12 protein-coding genes, 2 pseudogenes and 1 riboswitch are annotated in these 13,601 nt (G+C 45.9%); of the genes and pseudogenes, 8 read left to right on the top strand and 6 right to left on the bottom strand.

Annotated features, from left to right (window positions below):
• Positions 1-37 precede the first annotated feature (37 nt).
• The 4 genes from kimA to DNHGIG_RS10230 form a co-directional block, all read right to left on the bottom strand.
• Positions 38-1,942, bottom strand: a complete 1,905-nt coding sequence (kimA, locus tag DNHGIG_RS10245) for a potassium transporter KimA (protein WP_282199527.1) — start codon at positions 1,940-1,942, stop codon at positions 38-40.
• A 104-nt stretch (positions 1,943-2,046) separates the two neighbouring features.
• Positions 2,047-2,179: riboswitch (cyclic di-AMP (ydaO/yuaA leader) on the bottom strand.
• Positions 2,180-2,339: 160 nt separating this feature from the next.
• A complete protein-coding gene (locus DNHGIG_RS10240; RefSeq protein WP_282199526.1) occupies positions 2,340-3,218 on the bottom strand; it encodes a hypothetical protein in 879 nt (292 codons plus the stop codon).
• A 53-nt stretch (positions 3,219-3,271) separates the two neighbouring features.
• A complete protein-coding gene (locus DNHGIG_RS10235; RefSeq protein WP_282201402.1) occupies positions 3,272-3,622 on the bottom strand; it encodes a phosphodiester glycosidase family protein in 351 nt (116 codons plus the stop codon).
• Positions 3,565-4,275 (bottom strand): hypothetical protein, encoded by a 711-nt coding sequence (locus DNHGIG_RS10230; RefSeq protein WP_282199525.1) that lies wholly within the window; start codon positions 4,273-4,275, stop codon positions 3,565-3,567. The genes DNHGIG_RS10235 and DNHGIG_RS10230 overlap by 58 nt, the downstream gene beginning before the upstream one ends.
• Positions 4,276-4,560: 285 nt before the next feature.
• Between DNHGIG_RS10230 and DNHGIG_RS10225 the strand changes: the two are divergent.
• The 5 genes and pseudogenes from DNHGIG_RS10225 to DNHGIG_RS10205 all read left to right on the top strand — a co-directional run bounded on the left by DNHGIG_RS10225 (position 4,561) and on the right by DNHGIG_RS10205 (position 7,310).
• Positions 4,561-4,793 (top strand): annotated as a pseudogene (locus DNHGIG_RS10225) (DUF2249 domain-containing protein).
• 13 nt (positions 4,794-4,806) lie between these two features.
• The gene (locus DNHGIG_RS10220; RefSeq protein ID WP_282199524.1) at positions 4,807-5,154 is read left to right on the top strand and encodes a hypothetical protein; all 348 of its coding nucleotides are present in this window, start codon (positions 4,807-4,809) and stop codon (positions 5,152-5,154) included.
• 13 nt (positions 5,155-5,167) lie between these two features.
• A complete protein-coding gene (locus DNHGIG_RS10215; protein ID WP_282199523.1) occupies positions 5,168-5,716 on the top strand; it encodes a DUF2249 domain-containing protein in 549 nt (182 codons plus the stop codon).
• A 14-nt stretch (positions 5,717-5,730) separates the two neighbouring features.
• Entirely contained in the window at positions 5,731-6,963 is a 1,233-nt protein-coding gene (locus tag DNHGIG_RS10210; RefSeq protein WP_282199522.1) for a heme-copper oxidase family protein, read from the top strand.
• Positions 6,964-7,016: 53 nt separating this feature from the next.
• The gene (locus tag DNHGIG_RS10205; protein WP_282199521.1) at positions 7,017-7,310 is read left to right on the top strand and encodes a metal-sulfur cluster assembly factor; all 294 of its coding nucleotides are present in this window, start codon (positions 7,017-7,019) and stop codon (positions 7,308-7,310) included.
• A 132-nt stretch (positions 7,311-7,442) separates the two neighbouring features.
• On the opposite strand, the pseudogene DNHGIG_RS10200 reads toward DNHGIG_RS10205, so the two are convergent.
• Positions 7,443-7,843: pseudogene (locus DNHGIG_RS10200) on the bottom strand (DUF1259 domain-containing protein); the annotation flags it as partial.
• 520 nt (positions 7,844-8,363) lie between these two features.
• On the opposite strand from DNHGIG_RS10200, the gene DNHGIG_RS10190 reads away from it, so the two are divergent.
• Positions 8,364-9,182: a DUF2935 domain-containing protein gene (locus DNHGIG_RS10190; RefSeq protein ID WP_282199518.1), complete on the top strand. Its 819-nt coding sequence runs from the start codon at positions 8,364-8,366 to the stop codon at positions 9,180-9,182.
• Here the strand turns inward: DNHGIG_RS10190 and DNHGIG_RS10185 are convergent.
• The gene (locus DNHGIG_RS10185; protein WP_282199517.1) at positions 9,138-10,295 is read right to left on the bottom strand and encodes a YheC/YheD family endospore coat-associated protein; all 1,158 of its coding nucleotides are present in this window, start codon (positions 10,293-10,295) and stop codon (positions 9,138-9,140) included. The genes DNHGIG_RS10190 and DNHGIG_RS10185 overlap by 45 nt on opposite strands.
• 849 nt (positions 10,296-11,144) lie before the next feature.
• On the opposite strand from DNHGIG_RS10185, the gene DNHGIG_RS10180 reads away from it, so the two are divergent.
• Complete coding sequence (locus tag DNHGIG_RS10180) at positions 11,145-11,951, top strand: hemerythrin domain-containing protein (protein ID WP_282199516.1); 807 nt, start codon at positions 11,145-11,147, stop codon at positions 11,949-11,951.
• 276 nt (positions 11,952-12,227) lie between these two features.
• Complete coding sequence (gene hcp / locus DNHGIG_RS10175) at positions 12,228-13,517, top strand: hydroxylamine reductase (RefSeq protein ID WP_282199515.1); 1,290 nt, start codon at positions 12,228-12,230, stop codon at positions 13,515-13,517.
• Positions 13,518-13,601 lie beyond the last annotated feature (84 nt).

The raw sequence follows: 13,601 nt of genomic DNA, 5'->3' as shown, positions 1-13,601 counted from the left end.
TGCGAATGCCAGGGGAGTTTTCCTTTACATGGATGTATTATTTTTGTAAGTGATACGGTACAGTGGTAATCACAACGTCTTTGTTTCTCAATAACCAGGCACGCAAGAGCAGGGCACTTTGATTATGCAAGAAATAGTGCCACCATTTTCTCGGAATAAATTGCGGAATGATGATGTGAACATGATCCGGCCTCCCTTCTTTCGTTTCCATCCGTTTAAGAAAACGGGTGATTGGACCAAGGAGAGACCTATATTCGCTCTTGAGCGTGATCAAACGGCAAGGAGAACCCCAGTCCTCCCATTTCTGTTCCATTCGTTCAATATCCTGTTCGTTAAACCCCACGTATACAGCAACCACATCGGTGTTGAGACTCTGCGCAAACGATATCGTATTGAGTACAACACGGTGGATCCCCGAGATGAGCACAATGGTTAGTATGTGATGGGAACTCGGTTTATGAGTTTCAAAATCAATGCGCAACTCATTGGCCACTTGGTTATAATGACGTTTTATACCTAAGCAACCGAAGATGATTGCGGGCAAGACGATGAGTACAATCCATGCCCCTTCTGTAAACTTCGTTGAAGCGACAACGATCAAAACACTGATGGTCGTAAGAGCGCCAATGGCGTTCATGGACATTTTTACCTTCCAGTAGGAACCTTTCACGCGGATCCAACGGCGTACTAGACCGATCTGTGCGATGGTAAACGACACAAATACACCGATCGAATAGAGCGGAATCAGAGCTTCCGTCCTCGCTTCAAATCCAATGATTAACAGGGATGCAAGAGCTGTTAAAATCAGCATTCCGTTCGAATATCCCAAACGGTCGCCACGAACCGTCAAGGCACGCGGCAAAAATCCGTCAGACGCGACAAGCGCCGCAAGTTGCGGGAAGCCCGTGAACGTAGAATTGGCGGCCAAGATAAGAACGATAAATGTAGACCAGATCATGATTTGATAAACGATACTATGTCCAAAATAGACGCCCGCTAATTGAGATAACATGGTATTCTGCGGATTCACGGAGATTCCCTTGACATAAAGTTCATAAGAATAACCCAAGAGCGTAGCTCCGGTGATAAGACCGAGAGCGATATAGGCTTTTACGGCATTTTTCGTGGCAGGATCGCGAAAAACCGGCACCGAGTTGGAAATGGTTTCGATCCCTGTGAGCGATGAACACGCTGCACTAAATGCTTTGAGGATCAAAAGTGTTGTCAATCCCTTTGGCATGACCCCAAACGGCGGAGTTGACGGCTGTACAAAACCGTGTTGGAACTGATCAGAAATTCCCGTGAGGATGAGAATCCCCATGCAGATCATGAAAAAGAGAGTAGGCCATGCAAATACCGTGGCGGATTCTGAGATTCCCCTCAAATTCACGATTAGAATCACGATCACACAAAGAACGGAAATGGTCGTCGCATGTGGCGCAATCACCGGATAAGCGGAAGCAACAGCTTGCACACCTGCCGACACCGAAACGGCTACGGTCAGGACGTAATCGACCAGCAAGGCACTGGATGCGATCAACGAAACCCAAGGTTTATCAAAATTTTCCTTTGCGATCGTGTAAGCCCCTCCACCATTGGGATACGCCATCACCCCCATGATATAAGAGGCGATCAAGATTCCGAGAAGAATCACGGTGGCTATCGTGATCGGTAAAATTAACCACTTCACATCAGATCCCAGGGAAGCCAATTCTGTCATACCGGCTTCGGGACCATACGCAACCGATGAATAGAGATCCGCCGCCAATACGAGCAATGCCATAAACCAGAAAAGTTTATTATGTTTCGCGTACAGTTCCTTCGTTCGCATCGGCCGCCCGATGATGATCCTCTTCAAGCTGCTGAAATTGGATATGGCAAACAGGATAGCCACGACCGCGGCGATAACGAGAAGAGGATGAAGCAAATGACTATGTACCATCGTGAAAAACGCTCTCCCTTCACTGGGTGATCCCATGTAGTTTTCCCAATTGCTGCTCTAAAAAAAGCAAAAAACGACCACGAAGGGTCGTTTGACGTCATTCGACCGCTTCTGCAGATCGCCTACGAAGTTAGCTGACGGGTTCGGGCGGCAGAAGAACACCCTACCAAATCATTTGGATTCACCCCACAAATTGGGTCCTCCGCTCTGTCTTCACAGATTCGGCGTTTTGCAAATGTTGATATTCATTATATCCCTCAAAGAAGGGAAAGCAATTCGTCCCGTTGGTGATTTATAGCGATTTTGACCAAGAAAAAACAAACTTTACATAAGCGTATGATCTTTGCTCTTATTACCTCTGATTTTTACGTAATTCCTTTAAAAGATGCGATATCACTTATTTTTGTACTTGAGCTTTCACCTGGGGAGAAGAACCAGCTAGCGATTTGTCCGCCTCCGTACTTCCTGTTGTTTTTGCTGCAGGCGGCGAGACGGTAGCATTAGCCTGTTTCATGTTGCCTGGAGACTCTTTGGATGTATTGCCGTGGGGTCTCTTCATTTCATTGTTTGACGTGGATGATGGTTTCTTTTCCTCAAGATGTTGATGGTTATCAACTTTTGGATTCGGCTGATGAACCGCGACAGCCGGTATGACGACCGAACCGTCCGGACGGTACAATCGATCATTCATGTAACGCCAGACTCCTCCAAAAGAACTGGTTATATTCATCGTATCGGAAAGCTCGTCATAATCAATGCGTGAGATTTGAATATCTCCCAATGGCAATTGACGGATTCCGCTTACCGCGTCATACTTGTAAATTTCATTCATCGAGCCGTTTTTCATTTCAATATACAAGTATTCCATGTACGGGGAAAAAAAGGTGTTCTCAACCGTCCGATGATCTCCAAACCATTCGTAGATCAAATAGGGTTTCGCTTCATGCAATGGCAGTAAATAAGCGTCCAAATAAGAGCCTTGGACAAAATATAATAGAGTGTTCGTATTTCCCAGCCATTTCAGATAGGATACCTGCCCTACCGTTTGTTGAAAAATGGTTCCTCCCTTTCCGGCTATCGTCAGTGTATCCTTTGTTGTATAAGCCATATACTGTTTATCTTGGCTGTACATCACTTGCTCAGCGTTATTTGGGGGCATGACGGTTACTGTTTCTTGTTCCTTGGTTGTTGTATTCCTTTCCATTACCGGGGAAATGGGAGGCTGCAAAAACTTATCGATCTCATGGAGTGTCACCAGTTGGATCAACGTAAACAAGGTAAAAACTCCTGTCCATATAGATATTTTTTTGTTCATCCTCCACTTTTTTCTCATGTTTTATTTCCCCCATCCACGACGAAGCTTGTCGCCACGTATCTTTCTCCAAGGGGATTCGACGGAGGCACAAGAAATTGATTCTTATAATAAAGCTCGGAACTGTATCCTCCATCCAGATTGGCCGCCACATAAGCTCCATGCTCCAACATCACTTGCTCGCAATCGAGCAAGCTTGCGCCAATTCCACCATTCCCCCGCCCTGAGAGGGCAAGTAACAAAATCGCTCCATCGCTGCGTTGACCAATTGCGGATCTCGGCGCGAAGCCCCAGGATCCATCGGTCGCCTTTAAAAAAGGCTTCCCGTCGCGAACCAATTCCGGCCCGAATGAGACCGCATCTTCGATCCCAATTGTTCGAGCTCTTGAAACGTATATTTGCCGACGATCAGTGCGCCGCTTTTCGTGATTCCAATAACAGGTTCGCGGGAGGTTTTATCCCCACATATGAATTTTCCTCGTGAAACGGTAATACCGAGCGGTATACCGCCCGTACCATGTCCGCCGTCAGAAAATCCTCCAGCATTAATACCGGCGATCGAACCGGAATCTTTCACCATTTCACTGACTGTTTCCCCGACAGAGTTTAAATGTTTTGTCACTGCCACATGTACGCGTTTTGGATCATGAACGATCAATAAACTGCCGGAATATTTGGCCGTTTGGATCGGAACCACTTCGATTTCGTCATCGTGAATGTTCGCAAAGTCGCCGGCCGGCAACGTTCCCCGATCCATCGTATCGAAGGAAACAGGACGGTACTTTGCCAAGGTAGCTGCCGAATAAAAAGGAGTGATGACCCAAGGATGTCGGCTTGTGAGTATGGCACCTATCACTGCACTGCGCAGATTTTCAAATGGTCCATACAGGACGAGTGCAACTGTTGAAGTGATCATATAGATGATCATGACCATGGTGATGGTAATGATAGATCCCATGCGAGTGTTTTTGTTTTTTAAAGGAAATGATGAGTGTTCCTTTTTCTTGGATGTAAAAAGCAAAACGATCATCTCCTATGTCGGACAGGCACCTAAAAAACAGCTTTTCGCCCTAAAGTATAGAGGACGAGCTTACAAAAATCTAGGTTAACTATTTTAAAAAAATAGAGTTCAGAGAAAAAATTGGCTGGAATCAATCTTACCTGTACGGCAGCGGCAATACATGCAAGCATTTCTGTGCCGGACTCACCTCCTTCTAGCGAATGTGACGCTCATCACAATGAGAAGAGGTTAAACTTTTTATAATCAGTGGTATCCCGTTACCACATCCCGAGGAGGAGATTATAAATGAACGAATTTGCAGCCACGGTTCGCGCGCCGGAATATCCGCCTTATTTGAAACACAAGGTGATTTTTGAAACATTTGAGAAATTGAAGCCCGGAGAAGCCATGCTACTGATTAACGACCATAATCCGATTCCTCTTCGATACCAGTTTGAATCGATCATCCGGGGCAATTCACTTGGGAATATCTCGAAGAAGGACCCGACCTATTCCAGGTAAAAATCGAAAAAAAATAAGGAGGTCCCTACCATGGCGAAAGTTACCGTTCTCGACGAGAAAACGATCAGGATTGTAGTGGACCTCGATGATGCCATCGCCATGATTCGTGAGGCAGAGCAGCATGTGGAGCTCTATGCCAAAGACATTACGACCATTTACGAGAAAATGCCAGAGTTTCAATTCGTTTATTTTTGTTTTTACGCCTATGACAGCGCCGCCCTGTTTGAACACATGCTGGGCATCGATCCGAAGCAGTATTTGTCTTTTTCGCTCGATGCGCCCGATGCTTTCTTCTATGCTCTTTACGGCGGAATGGCGGCTCTGTACGAATCGGCAAAAGCAGCGCTCCGTCCCGTTGTGATGGATCAGCCACAGTAAGGAGATGATGACAATGGGAGCTGCCCCTCAAACTGTGGAATTGGACGTCCGCCCTCATTTGCGCAAAAAACTTGAGCCTTTTCAACTGATAATGGATACGGTCAGAACGCTTGATCCTGCAGATACGTTCATTTTGCACACGACCTTCAAACCCGTTCCGCTGCTTGGACTCATGAGAGCGAAAGGTTTTGCTTACAAGACGGAGCAGTTGGCAAAAGACCATTGGAAAGTGACATTTGTTCCCAAGAGCCGAAAAAAAGAATTGAAGGAGAAAGAATGGGACGAAGGCAGTTTCCCCAACAAGGGACAAACCATCGCTCCGATGGAGGTGAACGCCGATTCTCCGCGGACGATTGAGTTAGATAACCGAGGACTTGAGCCACCGCAGCCGATGGTCCGCACCCTAAAAGCTTTGGAAACATGCCGGAAAGGTGACCGGGTCGTCATTCATAACGATCGGGTTCCCGTGTTTTTGCTCGAAGAGTTGACGGCACTCGGGTATCCGTATACTATCGAGGATCAACCAGATGGATCGGCGCGGGTTATGATCCAAAAAACGTAAAGGAGGGCTCTCTCATGTTCCTCCTTCCTTTTCTTTTTATCGCAACGGGGCTTGTCTCTTTCGCCCTGTTCAATATCACGACGCTTTTGCAGTTCGCCGGTTGGATCACTCATCAGCCGCGAAGCCCGGCGGGATGGTTTCACGTTCATTTGCTGGTACTCGGTTGGGCGACGATGATCGCTATGGGAGCGGTGTATCAGCTCATACGCGTTGTACTCCAAAAGGACGTGTTCAGCCGTACATTGGGGTATGTCCACTATGTGCTGTATACCGTAGGCACCGCCGGTTTGCTTGTCGGGTTTGCCGCCGGGCAAGCACAATGGATCGCCATCTTCGCCACACTGGCCTGGATCGGTATCGTCCTGTTCGTCGTGAATATCACGCTGACACTGATCCAGGCTGCAGAGTGGAATCTGATCACTCTCAGTACATCGTGCGCGCTTCTCTTCCTCTTTCTGACAGGTCTGATCGGGCTCCTCATGGGTCTCAATTTCGCCTTCCAATGGTGGCCCGCTTGGCATGAAAGACTGTTTTACACCCATATCTGGATGGGAACGATCGGGTGGTTTGGGTTGTTGATCACAGGATTCAGCTACAAAATGTTGCCGATGTTTTATTTGTCGCACGGTGTATCCAACCGAACGTCATACGTCGTTTTATTCTTGTGGAACGCCGCCGTCTTTACGGGAGCCGTCGCCTTCCTGACGGCCGCACCCATTCCTGCTGTCCGTGCGGCTGTCGGTTTGTTGACATTAGCGGTGTACGCATACAACATGCATATCACGCGTATCCGTAATGCGCGTCACAAAAAAAGTCCTGGCGCAGGCGTTTTGGCGGCCGTCTACAGTGCGCGGGCGCTTGCCGTAATCAGTACGGTCGCACTCGCATGCACTCTGTTCGCTCCCGAGCGGGTAATGGATGAAAGGGCGATTGTGATCATCGTTTGGGCTTACCTGTGGGGATGGGTCGCCTTAACGATTCTCGGATATTTATCGAAGATCGTACCATTTCTTTGGTGGACGCACAAATATGGGCCTCATGTCGGCAAAGGGAATATCCCAACGATGGCCGATCTGCTGAAAGACCGTTGTGTCGCTTATGGGCTGGCTGCTATCGCAGCAAGTCTGGTCGTTCAAATTGTCAGTCTTGGATTAAACAACATGGTATGGACGCAATGGAGCGGCGTTGCGCTTTCTCTTTTCTCGCTGTTCTATGTGTGCATGATTGCGAAAGTGTTCACCCGTTAGGCAGATCAGATCTTGAGTAGGGAAACCTGGTATGAATACGAGAGGTGGTTTGTATGGAGACTGCAGATATTCGCAAGTTGTTGAAACAGGTATACGACCCCGAACTCGGCATCAACATTATCGATCTTGGACTCGTGTATGAGATTCGCAATGAGGATGGGGACGTTTATATTCGCATGACGCTGACGACACCAGGCTGCCCGATGCACGATACCATTGCCGGCGGTGCCGAACGGTTGTTGCGGCGTCAACCGGGTATTCGCTCCGTCAAGGTCGACGTCGTCTGGGATCCGCCATGGTCACCCGACAAGATGTCAGAGGAAGCGAAAACGCGTCTTGGCTTCTAATAAGCGATCCTTTACATGGCAACACCGTCCCTCAATTATGGGACGGTGTTTTTACGTTGTTACTCGGGCTCTCCCTTTCACTACAACCGTTTTCATTTTTACATTCCGGCCTACTCTATTTCATTACGGGTCAACTGATTGGTTTGTCAGAACGCTCAGAGCATCACGGACTTTTCGGGCAAAAGCCAGCGGGTGGTCAATCGATTCAAAGTGGATAAACATCAACCGCGGCTTTTCGAATAACCAGTGATTGTGTAATGCCGTAACCTTAATTCCATGTTGACGGAGTTTAGAAACAAACGGGTTAATCTCTCGTTGCAAGATTACGGTTTCCCCTTGACATAAAGCCCGCCCTCTTGCATCTCTTGATTCAAACGTGAAAGCCTGTGGAACCGTCAGAAACGATTTCGACTTCCTTCCCAAAATCCTTGCTTTAATGTTAAGACGGGAACGGGTTGCAGTACACCGTTGATGACAGATGGTTGAGCACCTAAAATTCTAGCAAATTCTCTACATAACCTACTAACAGCCATTCTTATCCCTCCCTTTTATAGATAAGCTATGGAAGGATAGAAGTTTTTGATTCTGACGCTAGTCAATTATTAAAAAAAGTATAGGGTGATCCGATCTCTTTTTCGTTATTGGAAGGTGAGAATTTTGCACTCGATAGACGGTCGTTTATGCTGGCGACGCAGAGGAGATAGTGCCCTGCGACCAAGTCGATTCAATTCGCGACGAAGTCCGGTTCCTAACTCATTTTCCAGTCTTGTGATATCCTGAGGACTCCCGATCAGTTCTGATAATCGAATATTCGTATCGGGGGTTGGACAGTTTCGGCCGGCGGTATAACAAAACAGCGGAAAGCTCATGTTTATCACTCGGCTCCTTCTCTTTTTGATGGATTTATAGTTATCTTATGTCCTTCCGCGAAACGGTGTTGTCATCAGTATACAGAGACAAGCCTTTTTTCAGAAATATATGTATTTGACTGAGAGCATGAGCCTTTTGGTATTCGTACCATTAGAGTAGCGTATATGAAGAGGGGGAAGTACGATGGCGGTTTTAACCGAATCGGAATTTATCAGGGAATCAATCAATGAAAATCTGTTCTGGTTACGCATCATGAAGGAGCATGCGCTGTTCATGTCTGAAGGATTTGATCGAAACGATAAGGATTTAATCCGGGAGGCGGATCAGTTCTTCGACATGTTTGACAGGCGATTGACGGAAACAAGATCGTTGCGCCTGGATGCCGATGTTGTACGCCGATTCAATGAGGGGAGCATTTCATTGACGAGACGCTTTCGAGACTTCAAGTCAAAAGTTCTCTTGTTGATCATCACTTGCAAAATCAGGGGCTTTAACTTTCCACTACTCATTGATCACACTGCCCGCGAAGCCGGGTATTTTGTTCTCACACTTGAAAATCTGAATGCAGGGAAGTCCGAACCTCTTGCAGATAAGATTGTAGATGAAAATGTATTTTGGCTTCGGATCATGGCCGACCATAGTAAATTTATTGCCTCGTTACTCGATCCATCGGAGAGAAAGCTGGTGACAGTCGCAAGCACATTCTCTGATGAGTTTGATCAACTGTTAGCCCAAGCTCGCGATCTCGAATCTATGGTGAAGCAGACAGAACCTTCGTTCTTCCAAACACTCACCCGCTTCACGGGAGATGTTCAGTCGGCAACCACCGATCTGCGTAACTTTAAGAAAGATGCACGTGATCTGATCCGACAATGCAAAGTTTTAAGTCTGATCAATCCAATACTGGCCGATCATGTTACTCGTGAAGCGAATAAGTTTCTCTCCATTCTTAATGACCTATCGAAGCGTGCGGATAGAGCTTCGGTCTTGATCGAGGAGTAATTTTTTTCGTTGTCGATTTTTCCTTTCCTTTTTTAGTAAATTTGATGTGTATTTAGGCGGTTGTTTGCATAAATAGATGGCAAACTCAACAATTCTCTTCGCTATCTTTTGAGAACGTGGATCGGCTTCTTCCATCTTTAAAAAAGGCTTGGCATTTGCTTCGAGAAACCAGAAACGCCTGTTTCGGTCAAGAATCATATCAAGCCCTAATTCCCCTATAGTCCCCGGAAGAACAGAATCGAGATGATGGGCACAAGCAAGTGCATGTTTGCGTAACGTGCTTCGTTCGGCTTGAGTGAGTAAATCTTTTAGGGGATGTCCGTTAGCCCCCGCATGTATGTTGGAAACGATTTGTCCGTGAGCGGCAAGACGAGCGAATTGATTGGTGATCACAAATTTTCCGTTGCCGTTTTTTTGAACCAAGATGCGAATATCAAAGGGATGGCGGTTGTACTCAGCACGTGAAATCCCCTGTTGTATGAGATAATGCTCGGTCGATAGCAGTTCTTTCAAGAAGGATACCAATTCCGTTTCTCCTAGTTGATCCATTGAAGAATGATCACTGGATTCCAGAGTAAAGCCAAACGGTTCCTTAACCAGACGATAAACACCTCTCCCCAAGCTTCCTGCATCCGGCTTTAACCAAACCTCTTCCCAGTCAGATGCTCTCCGAATGACGCTTTGAGCTTTAACGACCATCTCGGTTTTAGGAAGGAGCAAGTCTTTAGGGAGATCTTTCTTACATTGGGAGTAAATCTGCCATTTGGAGAAAAACCCGGTACGATTGAACATTCGTCCACCCGTATACTTGAGAATGGATCGTTTGAAATTGATGTAATCGGGATCAGTTTCAAGAGAACGTAACGGAATTCGATCGTAAACCACATGCGGGAATGGGACAAAAGATTCAATCCATGTGTTGCCTTGAAAGGAGTACGCACGTAGTTTTCCGTTTGTGTTGCCCAGATCTTGAGGAAAAAAAACGTAACAACCAATTCCTAATGAGTATGCAGCCTTATGGATCGCTTCAAAGAACGAGGTCTGTAAACCGAAAGGACGGTCTTTACTTTCATCCCCCTGCCATACAGAGAGGATCCCGAGAATCGGTTTCATGGAGGAACACCTCTCACAAAAGTCTTGTTATTCATTGTTATGCGAAACTCATTGCATGATTGATTCTCATATGAAGTTTTGAACAGCTAAATATTCATTTTCAAAGATGCGTACGGTAAGGGAGTTATCTATGGGGAGGATCGTTTCATTCAGTCTACACATAAGCAGCCTAAACCTTTAACGTGAGGTTGAGGCTGCTTCAAAATGAGTGCTTGGGTGGGTGTATCGCTTTGCGCTTGGGTTCGATGAAGGTCGTCATTGAGGCATATGCTTTGCGCTCATGCTCCGTGGAGGTCGTCTTGCATGGAATAATAAACAAATGTTGCAAGACGACCTCCAAGGTCGCTATTATGCGCAAAGCATATGGCCTCTTGAACGGTTTAAGGAAGCGGAACGACCTTCAACTCACCTCTGCGCTGCAAAGCGATACAACCCACCCAAAAGATACTCCGTTGCATTAGGCAGCTTAAATCTCTCTTCCCACACAAGAAACTTATCATCTTCTGATGGCGCCGTCGCTTGCGGCATGGAGGGCTACATTGAAAGTTGATTGTGATTTATATCACAACTCGGATGATTTCCCCACTCTATTATGAATGTACAAAGCTTCCGATTCGGTTCGCGTATCGAGTACTGCCTTCACAGTCAGTACTTTTTGAACTTGTATCAGGGCAATAACAACCTTTTGACACTCCTGGGAATCACTCGCGATAGGTTAAATTATCAATGTTTATTATGGAGGAAAACTGATAATACGATGCCTTTCATACCCATGCGTGTAGTCAACATTCGGGTTGAAGCCGAATCGAAAGCCAGAAAACCATCGACACGCTTCAAAGGAGGATTCAGATGAAAGTCTATCATTTAAACTTTACGGAATCGTTTATCCGACCCGTGTTGGATAACGGGGTGTCAAAAGTGGTTCAATTCTCCTTTTCGAAAGGGAAGGTTCTGGAGAAACATAAGACATCCAGTGATATTTTGGTATTCGTGCTGCAGGGTAAAATCCGATTCAAGGCAAACGAAGAAGTGATCCTACAATCTGGCGATATGGTAAGCCTCGAAAAACATGTAGAGCACTCGATCGAAGCGATCGAGGAAAGTCTGGTGGTGCTGGTACTCACCCCGAGTCCAGTATCCAATCAGGAAATAGGAAGCGAACCAAGAAAAAGTGTTGAGAACAGTTCGAACGCGAAAGCGGCTGTCTCCCCGCAATTATGGTCGTTTGTCGAAGAACATGCGGAACTGCTGGAAGTGTTAGACCGGACGGCAGGCGGTTATCATGCTGAAACCTACGACCTAGCAGACAAAATGGTTCATGAAGAGCTTAACAAACATTTTCGTTACGAAGAGGAAATCTTATTTCCGCTTTTGGGGAAATATATCGGGACAAATGCAGGCCCGATCGCGGTCATGCTTTCCGAACACAAGATCATCCGGGACAACCACGAGACCTTTCGGAAGCGTCTTCAAGATTTGAAAAATCATAAGGGCAGTGAGTCCGACGTAGTACAGGCGTTCAAGCCGTTGGAAAGTGTATTACGGGCACATATCATGAAAGAAGACAACGTATTATTCCCTATGGCGAGCAGTGTCATGTCGGAAGAGGATAAAAATGAGGTCGCTCGCAAAGTGAATGAGGAAAAACAATTGTAAATTATATCTTTTCTCGAAAAACAATCATGTTCCGACCGGGTGTCAATAGACTCCACAAACAATAGAATCAATAGCCTCAAAAAAGAGCCTGGTTCAATCACTTTTTTGAAACAGGCTCTTTCTTTGCTGAATTTTGTCTAGTTTGTGAAACAGATCACAAAGTGTGATTCTTATCACACCAGAACCACTGATTTCAAAGAATAATGGATATAGACACAGAGATAAAACAAGAGGAGTTACATCCAAAAGAATTATTAGGATAAGGAGGCCATATCCGTGTTTTGTTATCAATGTGAGCAAACAGCGATTGGCGGTTGCAAAGTTGTCGGCGTATGTGGGAAAAATGAAGATCTGGCAAGCATACAAGATACGATTATATTTGCTCTTAAAGGAATCGCTGCATATGCAACGCATGCAAGGGAATTGGGATACACGGATCCCGAAGTTGATGCGATTACACATGAGGCTTTATACTTCACATTAACAAATGTAAACTTTAATTTACAAGAGCATATTGATATGGCCATGAAAGTGGGTTCAGCCGCAATCAAAGTGATGGATTTGCTGGATCGTGCACATACAGAACGGTTTGGTATCCCTCAGCCTATTACTGTCACGCAAAATAAAATCGAAGGGAAATGTATCGTCGTAACCGGTCATAATTTATTTGCCTTAGAAGAATTGCTGAAACAAACGGAAGGCAAAGGCATCAATATTTATACTCACTCGGAGATGCTGCCTGCCCACGGGTATCCGGAATTGAAAAAATATCCTCATTTAAAGGGCAACATCGGGAAGGCATGGCATGATCAACGAAGATTGTTTGAAGAATTCCCCGGTGCCATATTGGCAACCACCAATTGCGTGATGCCGATAAAAGGAACCTACTCCGACCGATTCTTCTCCTATGAAGTAGCAGGTTTGGAAGGCGTGACGAAAATCGAAAATAATGATTTCACTCCACTCATCGAAAAAGCTTTGCAATTGCCATCGGCAAATATCGACTCGGATCAGACGCTGGTCACCGGCTATCACCACCAAACGGTGATCGGTTTGGCACCGGAAATTATCTCGGCCGTAAAAGAAGGCAAGATTCGAAGATTCTTTGTGATCGCCGGTTGTGACGCTCCCGGACGGGGTGGTAATTATTATCGGGAATTAGCTACGTTGCTTCCTAATGATACGGTCATTTTAACCACTTCCTGCGGGAAATTTCGTTTTAACGACATTGATTTTGGAACCGTAGGAGATACGGGTATCCCGAGATATATCGATTTGGGGCAATGCAATAACTCCATTTCCACTGTAAAGATTGCCCGTGCGTTGGCTGACGCTTTCCAATGTGAAATCAACGAGTTGCCCGTCAGCATTGTATTGTCTTGGTTTGAACAGAAAGCCATTGCCATATTACTTGGATTATTCAGCATAGGAATCAAAGATATACGAATTGGTCCGAAAGCTCCGGAATTTTTAACACCAGGTGTGTTAAACTTCTTGCAAGAAACATTTAATCTTAAGCTCATCGGAGACGCTCAAGAAGATTTGGCTGAGATGCTTGCCATGTAACTTTCTCTGTACCTAATGAACGGAATGACGGTGCACCATTTTTGTGGATGTGTCCGACGATGAAGCGATCGGTCTCCTCCGCAA

The sequence above is a fragment of the Collibacillus ludicampi genome (genome assembly GCF_023705585.1).
GTDB lineage: Bacteria > Bacillota > Bacilli > Tumebacillales > BOQE01 > Collibacillus > Collibacillus ludicampi.
Note: the sequence above shows the minus strand (reverse complement) of the source record. Positions and strands in the feature narration are given on the sequence as shown.

What these genes read in the sequence shown, in the direction of transcription:
- DNHGIG_RS10220 (WP_282199524.1), top strand. Translation starts at nt 4,807, where the DNA reads ATGGCGAAAGTTACCGTTCTCGACGAGAAAACGATCAGGATTGTAGTG.
- DNHGIG_RS10185 (WP_282199517.1), bottom strand. Translation starts at nt 10,295, where the DNA reads ATGAAACCGATTCTCGGGATCCTCTCTGTATGGCAGGGGGATGAAAGT.
- kimA (WP_282199527.1), bottom strand. Translation starts at nt 1,942, where the DNA reads ATGGTACATAGTCATTTGCTTCATCCTCTTCTCGTTATCGCCGCGGTC.
- DNHGIG_RS10215 (WP_282199523.1), top strand. Translation starts at nt 5,168, where the DNA reads ATGGGAGCTGCCCCTCAAACTGTGGAATTGGACGTCCGCCCTCATTTG.
- DNHGIG_RS10190 (WP_282199518.1), top strand. Translation starts at nt 8,364, where the DNA reads ATGGCGGTTTTAACCGAATCGGAATTTATCAGGGAATCAATCAATGAA.
- DNHGIG_RS10205 (WP_282199521.1), top strand. Translation starts at nt 7,017, where the DNA reads ATGGAGACTGCAGATATTCGCAAGTTGTTGAAACAGGTATACGACCCC.
- DNHGIG_RS10180 (WP_282199516.1), top strand. Translation starts at nt 11,145, where the DNA reads ATGAAAGTCTATCATTTAAACTTTACGGAATCGTTTATCCGACCCGTG.
- DNHGIG_RS10210 (WP_282199522.1), top strand. Translation starts at nt 5,731, where the DNA reads ATGTTCCTCCTTCCTTTTCTTTTTATCGCAACGGGGCTTGTCTCTTTC.